This window comes from Bradyrhizobium sp. (assembly GCF_052389815.1).
Taxonomy (GTDB): Bacteria; Pseudomonadota; Alphaproteobacteria; order Rhizobiales; family Xanthobacteraceae; genus Bradyrhizobium.
The window spans coordinates 1-11098 of the sequence record NZ_JBQTHN010000202.1; the positions used below are offsets into that span (position 1 = coordinate 1).

The window sequence follows — 11098 nt, forward strand, 5'->3', positions numbered from 1 at the left end:
GACCGGCCTTTCCGTTATCGCCAATCGCGTCGCTTCGATCAGAGATTCTTGTTCGCCGCGGCGGCCGCCTTGTTCACGGCGTCCTTGGCCGCATCCTTGGCATCGCCCATGGCCTTCTGGCCCTTGCCCTTCACTTCCTGGATCACGCCTTCGCCCTGCAAACGGTCGGAACCGGTGGCTTCGCCGATGCCCTGCTTGGCCTTGCCGATCGCTTCATTGGCCGTGCCCTTGATCTTGTCTGCGGTCGCACCCATCGAATACTCCTGTTGGTTTGATCGAACCTCGGTGCGGCAACTGGGAACGGGCCTGAAAAGTTCCTCGATTTGGCTGGTTTGCGATCACGGTTTTATGTACCGTCGCCACAGAAACCATTCGGAAAGCAACGAGATGAGCGGCACACACGACCACACCCATCCCCATCATTCCCACGATCACGACCACGGCGATCCCGATCGCTGGAAACATGACGGCATCCGCGTCATCCCCGGCAATCAGCTCGATCCCAACGTGCCGTCGACCGCGGGCATGGACCGCAAGGCCGCGATCAATTTCGCCCGCGTCGGCGCGCAGAAATTATGGGCCGGCACCGTGTCGATCCGGCCTGATGCCAAGACCGGCGCGCATCATCACGGCCATCTCGAGAGCATTATCTATGTCGTGAAGGGCAAGGCGCGGATGCGCTGGGGCGAGCAGTTGCAGTTCACCGCCGAAGCCGGGCCCGGCGATTTCATCTTCGTGCCGCCCTATGTGCCGCATCAGGAGATCAATGCCAGCCGCGACGAGGTGCTGGAATGCGTGCTGGTGCGCAGCGACGGCCAGGCGGTCGCGGTCAATCTCGACATCGAGCCGGTCGAGAAGCCGGAGACGGTGCTCTGGGTCGATCCCGTGCACCGCGATCCCGCGGAGAGCAAATAGGCTGACCTCGGCGGGATCGGCCTGAGGCCGCGGTCCCGCAATAAAAAATCGGCGACGCCATGTCGGATCGTGGCCGGCCCGTGCGTCCTTGGGCCGGAACCCCCGGTAAAGGAGCCCGTTATGGCCAAGCTGATCTTCGTCAACCTGCCCATCACCGATCTTTCGCGCTCGATCGCTTTCTATGAGGCCATCGGCGCGGTCAAGAACGAGCAGTTCAGCGACCATACCGCGGCATGCATGGTGCTTTCCGACACCATCCACGCCATGCTCCTGACCCACGACAAATTCCGCCAGTTCACGTCGAAGAAGATCGCCGACGCCAAGACCAGCTGCGAAGTGCTGCTCTGTGTCTCCGCCGACAGCCGCGACGAGGTCGATGACATGGTCAACAAGGCAGAGGGCGCCGGTGGCGACCCGGATCCGACGCCGACGCAGGATTTCGGCTTCATGTACGGCCGCAGCTTCGAGGATCCCGACGGCCACATCTGGGAAGTGATGTGGATGGACGTCGAGGCTGCGAAAGCGCGGTTCGCGACCGAGAACGCTTGATCGAAATACATGTGAGGAGTTTCTCTATTTCGTTGCGAGCAAAGGCGAAAAGGCTGCAAACTTCTACGCCTTCCTGTTGCCGGATTCCCGAATCGAACGGGCCTCACGATGACCATCACCATTACCGCCTTTGAACGGTCACCCGATGGCGGCAAGGGATTGGCGCGTGATACGCGCGTTCGCTGGTCACTTGAAGAAGTGGGTCAACCCTACGAGGTTCGCCTTGTTTCGTTTCGTGCGATGAAGGAGCCCGCGCATTTGGCGCTTCATCCTTTCGGCCAGATTCCGACCTACGAGGAAGGCGGTCTCGTCCTGTTCGAGACAGGGGCGATCGTCTTCCATATCGCCGAGCGCCATGCGGGCCTGCTGCCGGACGATGCCGATACGCGGGCCCGCGCGATCACATGGATGTTTGCCGCCCTCAACACGGTGGAGCCGGCGATCCTTGAACTCGCAACCGCCAGGATTCTGGAGGGCGACAAGCCATGGAGCAGGGAGCGCCTGCCTCTGGTCGAGGATCGCGTCCGCGACCGGTTGAAGCAACTTTCCGCCCGCCTTGGCAGTGCTGACTGGCTCGATGGTGGGTTCAGCGCGGGCGATCTGATGATGGTTTCTGTATTGCTCAGGCTAAAATCATCGGGCGTTCTCGACGACTATCCGAACCTGGCGGCCTATGTCGCTCGCGGCGAAGCACGGCCCGCGTACAAGCGAGCTTTCGCCTCGCAATTGGCGGTTTACACTGGCGAGCCGACCGGCTGATTGAGATCCGCTCCTGGGCTCGAAGTCGTCACTCGAGTTCTTATGAATCCTGACCCTAGTAATTGATCCTCAACCCCACGCCGCCGTGGATCGTGTTGCCCACCGGCTGCGGCCCGAGCGTGCCGTTGACGAACACATCGGCCACCCAGCCCTTGCTGATGCGCAAGCCGAGCCGGCCGCCATATTCGAACCAGCCCTGATTGCCGATGGTCGGCGTCACCATGCCCTGGCCGGTGACGGCGGCGATGACGCCGGACTGTGTGCCGAAGGCATGGACGTAGCCGCCGTTGATGTTGCCTTCGAGGCTGTTGGAGATCAGGTGCGTCCATTGTCCGCCGATCTTGGCGAGCGTGGTCTTGTCGGTGCCGCTGTTGAAACTTGCGTCGAACGGATTGAAGGCGATCGACTGGTCCGTATAGCCCTTCACCCGCTGCCAGAGTTGCCAGACCTCGACCGCGGCGGCGACCTCGTCGCGCGGCGATATCCTGCCGATCCACCCGGCCCGGCCATAGACCGCGTAATTCTCCGCGGTGGTGTTGCCGTCCACCGTCACCGCGCCGAGGCTGGTCTGGTAGCTGCGGGTGTAGCGCACTTTCTCGTAAGGAGTCAGGATGGTGCCGATGTCGAAGAACGGCCGCGACTTGCCCCAGTCGGTGAAGTCGTAGCGCAGCGCCACCGCGCCGATCGGCGCGGCGGTCACGCTGTAGCCATTCTCGCCGTAATGCGTGTAGGCAAGGCCCGCGAGCAGCGCGAGATTATCGGTGATGTTCTTGCGGCCGTGGATGCCGGCCGAGAACGAGCCCACCGAGCCGAACGCGCTGAAGCAGTCGTTGCAGTTGATCTGCTCGTTGATGCCGAGCAGCACCGTGCCGAGCACGCGATTGGTGATCATCTGGTTGAAGCGCTGCCTGGCGACGTCGTTGATCGAGCCGGCGCTTGAATCGGCGCCCGTGGGGCAGGGCGGCGCCGCAGCGGCGGGAGCATTGCCGGGGCCTTCCGGCGCGGCGTTGTAATTGTAGTAGGTGGAATTATTCGAGGTGGATGTCGACGTGGACGTGGAGGTGGACGTAGAGGTCGATGTTGACGTCGACGTCGAGCACGAGGTCGACAGCGACTGCGCATGGGCGGCGCCGGTTTCACCGCGCAGGAAAAGCAGCGCGGCCGCCACCAGCATGGTGGCGAAGACGATCCAGCTGCGGGAGAAACCTGCCATGGTCACCTTCCGCACAGGATGCCGTTGGGATCTTCGATCATGGCCGGCGTGAACGTCGGCGAGGCGTCGGCAAACTCGGTGGTGGTGCACAGGCCCGCGGCGGCGCCGCAGTTGCTGGCGAAAGTCCAGGGCGGGTTGTTGCTCTTCCGGATCGTCACCCCGCCGTTTGCCGACGAGGTGATGATCGCGGTGTCGCCGGGCTGGGTCAGCTCGATGCACTGGAAGTTCAGCGTGCAGACGCGCGAGGCGCCGTCCTGCAGCACCACCGTGGTGCGGCCGCGCTGGGCCAGGATGTCGAGGATGGTGCCACGGATGCCGATGGTGGCAAGACCTGTGGTGATCTTGTAGGCGTTCTTGTCGGAATGACCGGTAACGAAGCGGAACGCGCCGGTGGTCATGCGGATGGTGACGTCCTTGTAGCTGCGCTCGTCGTTGAACACGGTGCGGTCGAGCGTGATCGAGGAGTTGGCGCCGAGCGACAGATTGGTCGAATCGATCATCACCAGGCGGGTGGCGCTGGCAGCGCCGGTGCGCACGGTCTCGTTGCGCAACACGGCATCGCCGACATTGATCTGGGTGCCCCCGGAGCCGGAGACGCGGATCACCTCGTTCTGGACGACGGCGGCCTCGCCAATGCGCGCAGGGGCCTGCGCGAAAGCTGCGTCGGTCTGCGACGAGACACAGATTGTCAGCGCCGCAAGAATGTAGTTACGCCAATTCATTTCCCACCGTACAATCTGCGCGATGTTCTAGCTGATTGTGCGGGCCGAGCATGTTGTATAATCAGCACAAGTCCCGCACACTTTTCCGGCCCGTCGATTAGTGACCTCCAGACGCAAATCGGTTCGAAAAGAGAAGGCGCGAATTGTCCAGCGCGCAGAGGACAAAGTTGCGCCTGAAAGTGCCGTTGAAGCCGAGGACGTGCCGCGCCGCGTTCCGAATAGTCCAATCGCAATGGTCGTGGCGATCGCGAGCGCAATTTTTGTCGCCGCGCATCTGCTTCTGATGGTCGGATTAACCACGCCCGGGAAAATCGCCTTCGATGAAGTGCATTATGTGCCGGCGGCCAAGCAATTGCTCGAGAAGGGCCGGCACGCGCCGCTGCTCAACCCGATGCATCCGCCGCTCGCCAAGGAATTCATGGCGGTTTCCATCGGGATATTCGGCGACAACGCGCTCGGCTGGCGCTATCCCAGCGTCGTATTCGGCGCACTCGCCATTGTCGCGATATATCTCTGCGGCCTCGCACTGTTCGCCTCACAAGGCGCCGCGCTCGCCGCCGCTGCCCTGACATTCCTGAACCAGATGGTCTTCGTGCAGTCGCGCATCGCGATGCTCGACATCTATGCGCTGACCTTCGATTTGTTCGGCATCGCCGCCTTCATTCACGGCTACAACAGGCAGAAGCCCGCAGTCGCTTTCGGTCTGGCCGGTCTTTTCTTCGGTCTCGCGGGTGCCAGCAAGTGGAGCGGCTTCTTCCCGCTCGGCGTTGCGATTGCGATCGTTGCCGCCGTCCGCCTGCTGCAGGGGTGGCGTACGCAGTTTGCCGAGCCGGCCGCGGAGGACTGGTACCGGCCCGACCGCTGGCCGGACTTCCGCTACTATCACTTCGCACTCTGCTTCATCGTGGTGCCGCTCGTCGTTTACTTTCTGGCCTACATGCCGCTAACAGGATTCTCGATCCCGGGCTTCATCGAGGCGCAGCGTCGCATCTTCGCGGAGAACGCCGCCCTGCATCCTCCACATCTCTACATGAGCTCATGGCCATCCTGGCCGCTTCTGATGCGGCCGATCTGGTATCAGTTCGACAAGATCGCCGACGATCGTTTTCAGGCCGTCGTCTTCCTGGGCAACCCTCTGATCCTGTGGCCGGCGCTGGCGGCGCTCGCCATCTGTGCGCGGGATTTCATCGTCGCGCGGCGAACGCAGGCGTTTCTGATTCTCGCCTTCTACATCGGGCCATGGCTCGCCTGGGCGGCATTGCCGCGCACGATCGGCTTCATCTATTACTACCTGCCGTCGGCGACCGTCGCCTCATTGGCACTGGTCTATGCGCTGACGCAGGGCGAGCGCGCACCGCCGCGCTGGGTTATGTGGGCGTTCGTCGCAGCCGCGGCGGTGGGCTTCCTCGCGCTATTGCCGATCTCGGTTTCGTCGATGGTGACGTCGATGCAGACTTACCAGCGCCTGATGATCTTCCAGAGCTGGATCTGATCCGGACCGGAGGGGCCGAGTTGGCGCAAGGCAGGCGCCGCTTGTCCGATCATGCTCGACGGAATAGGCGATCAGAACCAGCCGAACCAGGCCACGCGCCGCCAGGTGAGGTGGTGGCGGTAATAGCTCGGCCAGTAGATCGGGAAGGGCTCCCAATAGGCATAACGGCGAAAGTGCTTCTTCGCGTAACGGCGCTTGCGCACCGCGGGTTCGGTTGCCGGCGCAGGCGTGCCCTCAACGGTCTTCGGCGCGATGGAAGGGCGCGGCGCGTTCGCCGGGCGATCGCTCGTCGGAGTGGCGGCATTGGCGGGAGCGTTGGCTGCCTCCTCGGCGTGCCCGCGGACGGGCGCAAAGGCGAGAAGGGCCGCAAAGGCGATACCGAGCGAACGCGTTTTCATGGCCGTCGTTCCCGTTGCCTCGAGGATGCCGCCCGCCGGTTGAGGGCGGGCGGATCCGGCGTGCGTTATTTCGCGGCGGTCTTGCTGACATCCATGTTGACCACCTGGACACGGCGGTTGGCCGGATCCAGCGGCGCGTTCGCATCCTTCAGCTTGGTCTCGCCGTAGCCGACGGTCACGAGGTCGCTGCCATTGATGCCGAACTTCTCGGTCAGATAGCGCTTGATGGTGTCGGCGCGGCGCTCGGACAGGCCCTGGTTATAGTCGTCGCCGCCGATCGCATCGGTGTGGCCGGCGACCACGAAGGTCGAGCCCTTCAGGCTCGGATCGCTCAGCGCCTTGCCGAGTTCCTGCACCGCCTGCACCGAGGTCTTGGCGATCTCGGCCGAGTTGTAGTCGAAACGGATTTCGAGATCGATCTTCGGCTTGGTCGCCGCGAGCTGGGCGACTTCCTCGCGCTCGCCGAGCGACAGGGACCGCGTGGAGCGGTTGCGCAGCGAGTCGATGAATTTCGCTTCTTTGGCCTGCGCCGCGGTGTCGACCTGGGGCGTTCCCGCCGACAGGCCGCGGGTCAGCGACTTCGGCTGCAGCGCCTTGGAGATCTGATCGGCGGAGATCACTTTTTCACCGGCCAGCGCCAGGCCCGCCGTCATCGACAGCGCGGCGCCGAGCGCAATGGCCGTAATTCCGGAAAGTCTGGAAATGCTGGTCATGGTCGTCTTCCTCTGGGTTACGCCTGCAAATGTTGCCTGCATGCGTCTTGGATGATGCGACCTTAGGGTAGGTTCAAACCGCAGAATGTGACCTAAGTCACTGGTACACCGCGGTGATCCCTGCGCCATCCGGCTTCGCGTGTCCGGCCCGGCGCAGCTCTAAGGACGCCGAGCCCCTATTATACCGGGCGCTCGGCCTGTGCCGCGCCCTCTTGCTGCGTTTCGGCCGCTATTCGGTGGGCGGGCCCGATTCTTGCGTCGCGTCGTTCCGTTCGGCGAACCGGTTCGAGAACGGTTAAGCCTTGTGTGATCTAGATCACGGTTACCACGTTAATAAGTGTTCAGGTTGTTCCCCATGGATCCGGCCTCGTTTGCGAGGCGACGTTTCGGGTCAGGGGAGAACGAACATGCGCTTCTTGATCGCCGCAGTGTCAGCCGCTGGAATTCTCATCGGCGCCAGCACCGATGCTTTCGCCGACAAGCGCGTGGCCTTCGTCGTCGGCAACGGCGCCTACAAGAACGTGCCGGCCCTGCCCAATCCGGCCGTCGATGCCAAGTCGATGGCGAGGCTCTTGCGCAATGTCGGCTTCGAGGTCGTCGAGGGCGCCAATCTTTCCCGCGACAAGATGACGGAAAAGCTGCTCGACTTCGGCAGGAAGGCGACAGGCGCCGATGTGGCGCTGTTCTACTATGCCGGCCACGGCATTGCGGTGAACGGCACCAACTACCTGCTGCCGGTCGATGCCGACCTCAAGTCCGAGATGGACGTCAAGCTGGGCGCGGCGATCAATATCGACCTGACGCTCGAGCAGACCATGGGCGATGCCAAGGTCAAGCTGGTGTTCCTCGACGCCTGCCGCGACAACCCGTTCGCGGCGAAAATCCGTTCCGCCAAGGCGACCCGCAGCGCCACCGTGGGAAGCGGCCTTGCCGAAATGAAGTCGGGCGAGGGCACGCTGCTCGCGTTTGCCACCGGCCCCGGCCAGACCGCGCTCGACGGCGAAGCCGGCACCAACAGCCCCTTCACCCGTGCGCTGCTCGCCAACATCGCCCAGCCCGGCGTCGAGATCCAGCAGGCCATGACCAAGGTGCGCGCCCAGGTCAACGACGAGACATCCAAGGGACAGCTGCCCTGGGGCCACACCAACCTGATCGGCTCGGTCTATCTCAATCCCGGCAAGCCCGCCGCCGGTACGCCCGCCGATGCGCCGAGCGCGTCCGCCCCGGCTACGACGGCAGCTTCCGAAGTCGAGCTGGAGTTCTGGCGCTCGATCAAGGACTCCTACAAGGTCGAGGAACTCAACGCCTATCTCGCCAACTATCCGAACGGCACGTTCAAGTCGATCGCACTGGCCCGCATCGCGGCGCTTCAGGACGGCCCGTCCAACGCAACGCGCAATCTCAGCACCGGCGCCGTCGACGAGGCCGTGTTCTCCGACGAAGCCACCGAGGTGACCGAGGACCAGCTCGGGCTCAGCAAGGCGCAGCGCCGCGACGTCCAGCGCCGCCTCACCGGCCTCGGCTTCGACGTCAAGGCGACCGGCAAGTTCGACGAGGCCACCCGCGCCGTGATCACCCGCTGGCAGGCCGCCCGCGGCTATCCCAAGTCCGGTTTTCTCAATGCCCTGCAGCACAAGGCGTTGCAGTCCGAAATCCTCTCCACCCGCGTCGCCTCCAGCGATGACAGCTCCGACGACGAGCCGCGCGCCTCCTCGCGCCGGCGCAGCGGCGGCGGGAGTGGTGGCGGCTATAGCCGCAGTGGCGGCGGCGGTCCGCCCAATCTCTTCCGGATGATGCCGATGTTCCGTTAAGTTTGCTTCGAAACGACGCAGCAAGGTGGCCCACGGGGCCGCCTTTGCTTTTGCGGCTTCCATCGCGTTCATCAACGTCGTTCATGTTCCATCGCAGCAACAGTCGCTCCGTACAAAGACGGAGAAGGCGCGCTGCATCAACTTCGCGCTTTACAGTTCGGAATCACAATGCTGGTCTTGAGATGTCGCGCGAGCGCCGATCTGCGAACACGAATTCGACCAGAAGGGACGATAATGAGGTTTCTTCGCGAAGAAAATGCGCGCAAGAGCGAAGCAGGGGCCGTGTTGCAGTCAGTTAAGCCGGTGAAGAGGCAAAGCGAGTACCAGGGTTATCGCGCAGGTCCAACGGATCAGTCGGGTTCCAGCCACGCCATGCCGATCCTGATCGGCGCAGCGATGATCGCAGCCGCGATCCTGCTGTCGACGTTGGTCGCCGCGCTCGGTCAGCGCTACGTGGGCTTTGAAACGCCGAACGAGGAGAGCGCCTGGCTGATCGATCGTCTCACCGGCAGCGTCTACAAGTGCTCGGTACCGGAACGCGGCAAGGCGTCCTGCGAGGCCCCCGACGTCGCGACCGGCAGCATCGTCGGACGCGGCAAGCGGTAGGCAAGCGACCCTGCCTGCGCCGCAAACGGGGCAACCGGACCGGCTAGCCCTGCGGGATAAGGCGGCCACCCTTTGACCAGGAATTTCGCAGCGCCGGGTTTCCGAATCGGGAACCCGCGGGCCTGAAAGCGCTTATCTCGTGCCGGCGATTGGCCCGGCGCATTGCCAAGCGAGGTTTTCCGATGAAGAGAACTGCGATAGTTGTCGCTGCGCTCGTGGCGCTTGCTGTTACGCCCGCCTTCGCCGCGAAGAAGGCGCCCGCCGCGAAAAAGTCGGCGACGGCCTGCACAAGCGAGAACATAGCCAAAACCAACACGGCCATCGGCGCGATGCCGGATGGACCCGCAAAGTTAGCGATGGCTAAGGAAATGGGCATGGTCAATGCCGACATGAGCAAGGGCAACATGCGGGGCGCTTGCGCGCACTATGCGAAGGCTCAGAAGATGGCTGGCGGGAAATAGGCCGGCTGGAGCCGCGCCACCGGCTGACGGTGCGGCTTCCTCGTTGCCTCGACTGTGCTGCGATGGCGGGAGACTGTCAGGATGTTCCGGCCGGCGAATCCGGCTAAGTTCGCCGGCCCATGGCCCGCCGCAACGATCCGCTTCCCTTGACCAAGATCCAGGCCCGCCGCATCTGGCTGCGGGCGCAGCGGCTGGATACGCCGACGCCGTTCGGCGAGGGATCGGCCGCGACTGCGGCAGCGGTGGAACACCTCGGCTATGTGCAGATCGACACCATCAACGTGATCGAGCGCTGCCACCATCACATTCTCTACAGCCGCATCCCCGCCTACCGCCGCGCCGACCTCAAGCAGGCGCAGAGCGTCGACAAGAGCGTGTTCGAGTATTGGACGCACGCGCTGTCCTATGTGCCTTACAGCGATTTCCGTTTCTTCGTGCCGCTGATGCGCGAGCACAAGCGCGATGGCCACAAATGGTTCGCCTCGGGCAAGCCGGCCGACACGCGCAAGGTGATGCGGCTGATCAAGGCCGGGCCACTCACTATTCGCGACATCGAGGACGACGTCCTCGTCGACAAGGAGCATCTCTGGCAGAGCCGAAAACCCTCCAAGCGGGCGCTGCAGCTCGCCTTCTATACCGGCGCGCTCACCATCAGCGAGCGCAACGGCATGCTCAAGACCTACGAGCTGATGAACCGGCATTTCGGTTGGGAGGAGCTGCCGAAGCCGGCGAGCGCCAGGGAAGTCGTGACCTATCTGCTCGACCGGGCCCTGCGCGCCCAGGGCGTGGTGAGTCTGGATTCGATCTGCCATCTCAATGCGCCGAGCAAGCCCGCGGTGCGGCGCGTGATCGAGGCAAGGGTGCGCGGGAAGGAACTCGTGCCGGTCGCGATCGAGGGCGCCGGCAAGCAGGAGCACTGGGTTCGGCCGGAGGCGCTTGAAGCGGCAGATGAGGGCGCTTGCCCGCTCGTTCATATTCTCTCCCCCTTCGATCCCCTCATCATCCAGCGCAAGCGCACCGAGCTCGTCTTCGGCTACGGTCACAAGTTCGAAGCCTATGTGCCCAAGGCCAAACGCGTTTTCGGCTATTTTGCGCTTCCCGTTCTGGTGGACGATGAAATCGTCGCCGCGCTCGATCTGAAGACCGACCGCCAGAACAAAAAGCTCCTCATGCAGAAGTGGAACTGGATCGGCCAAGGCAAGAAAGCCAGGGGCGAGGCGCGCACGGCGCTGAAGCGCCGCATCGAGGAAGAACTCGACCGCTTCGAGAAGTTTCAACTGGCGGATTGAGCACGACGCATCGGTTTCCCGTCGGGAACCTGTCGCCTCCGCCCCGGTTAGTCCGGAAAAAGCATGACCGGAGGCATCATGGCAAAAGACAAATCACTGATGGAGAAGTTCGCCGACACCGTTCGCGACGTGGCGAAGACCGCGACCGAGGCGGCGAGCGCGGCGCTGAA

Annotated in this window: 13 protein-coding genes; 8 read left to right on the forward strand and 5 right to left on the reverse strand. The window is 63.4% G+C overall.

The genetic code is table 11. The features are described 5' to 3' along the window. Positions 1–38: 38 nt before the first annotated feature. A complete protein-coding gene (locus tag ACT4OC_RS27995) occupies positions 39–254 on the reverse strand; it encodes a CsbD family protein (protein ID WP_444842297.1) in 216 nt (71 codons plus the stop codon). 133 nt (positions 255–387) lie between these two features. On the opposite strand from ACT4OC_RS27995, the gene ACT4OC_RS28000 reads away from it, so the two are divergent. The 3 genes from ACT4OC_RS28000 to ACT4OC_RS28010 all read left to right on the forward strand — a co-directional run bounded on the left by ACT4OC_RS28000 (position 388) and on the right by ACT4OC_RS28010 (position 2223). Then, entirely contained in the window at positions 388–915 is a 528-nt protein-coding gene (locus ACT4OC_RS28000; RefSeq protein WP_444842298.1) for a cupin domain-containing protein, read from the forward strand. A 120-nt stretch (positions 916–1035) separates the two neighbouring features. Then, a complete protein-coding gene (locus ACT4OC_RS28005) occupies positions 1036–1464 on the forward strand; it encodes a VOC family protein (protein WP_444842299.1) in 429 nt (142 codons plus the stop codon). A gap of 108 nt (positions 1465–1572) precedes the next feature. Further along, complete coding sequence (locus ACT4OC_RS28010) at positions 1573–2223, forward strand: glutathione S-transferase family protein (RefSeq protein WP_444842300.1); 651 nt, start codon at positions 1573–1575, stop codon at positions 2221–2223. A 55-nt stretch (positions 2224–2278) separates the two neighbouring features. On the opposite strand, the gene ACT4OC_RS28015 is transcribed toward ACT4OC_RS28010, so the two are convergent. Continuing rightward, a complete protein-coding gene (locus ACT4OC_RS28015; protein WP_444842301.1) occupies positions 2279–3436 on the reverse strand; it encodes a hypothetical protein in 1158 nt (385 codons plus the stop codon). 2 nt (positions 3437–3438) lie between these two features. Then, positions 3439–4158, reverse strand: a complete 720-nt coding sequence (locus ACT4OC_RS28020; RefSeq protein WP_444842302.1) for a FecR family protein — start codon at positions 4156–4158, stop codon at positions 3439–3441. 232 nt (positions 4159–4390) lie between these two features. Between ACT4OC_RS28020 and ACT4OC_RS28025 the strand changes: the two genes are divergently transcribed. Continuing rightward, positions 4391–5650 carry a phospholipid carrier-dependent glycosyltransferase gene (locus ACT4OC_RS28025; protein ID WP_444842303.1) on the forward strand — a complete coding sequence of 420 codons (1260 nt, stop codon included), beginning with the start codon at positions 4391–4393 and terminating at the stop codon, positions 5648–5650. 71 nt (positions 5651–5721) lie between these two features. On the opposite strand, the gene ACT4OC_RS28030 is transcribed toward ACT4OC_RS28025, so the two are convergent. Continuing rightward, entirely contained in the window at positions 5722–6048 is a 327-nt protein-coding gene (locus ACT4OC_RS28030) for a hypothetical protein (RefSeq protein WP_444842304.1), read from the reverse strand. A 65-nt stretch (positions 6049–6113) separates the two neighbouring features. Continuing rightward, entirely contained in the window at positions 6114–6761 is a 648-nt protein-coding gene (locus ACT4OC_RS28035; RefSeq protein WP_444842305.1) for an OmpA family protein, read from the reverse strand. A gap of 407 nt (positions 6762–7168) precedes the next feature. Between ACT4OC_RS28035 and ACT4OC_RS28040 the strand changes: the two genes are divergently transcribed. The 4 genes from ACT4OC_RS28040 to ACT4OC_RS28055 all read left to right on the forward strand — a co-directional run bounded on the left by ACT4OC_RS28040 (position 7169) and on the right by ACT4OC_RS28055 (position 10928). Next, on the forward strand, positions 7169–8572 hold the full coding sequence (locus ACT4OC_RS28040; protein WP_444842306.1) for a caspase family protein: 1404 nt from the start codon (positions 7169–7171) through the stop codon (positions 8570–8572). 372 nt (positions 8573–8944) lie between these two features. Continuing rightward, positions 8945–9178, forward strand: a complete 234-nt coding sequence (locus ACT4OC_RS28045) for a hypothetical protein (RefSeq protein WP_444842309.1) — start codon at positions 8945–8947, stop codon at positions 9176–9178. Between the two features lie 182 nt (positions 9179–9360). Beyond that, a complete protein-coding gene (locus ACT4OC_RS28050; RefSeq protein WP_444842307.1) occupies positions 9361–9639 on the forward strand; it encodes a hypothetical protein in 279 nt (92 codons plus the stop codon). Positions 9640–9758: 119 nt separating this feature from the next. Further along, positions 9759–10928 carry a winged helix-turn-helix domain-containing protein gene (locus tag ACT4OC_RS28055; RefSeq protein ID WP_444842308.1) on the forward strand — a complete coding sequence of 390 codons (1170 nt, stop codon included), beginning with the start codon at positions 9759–9761 and terminating at the stop codon, positions 10926–10928. Positions 10929–11098: the final 170 nt, after the last annotated feature.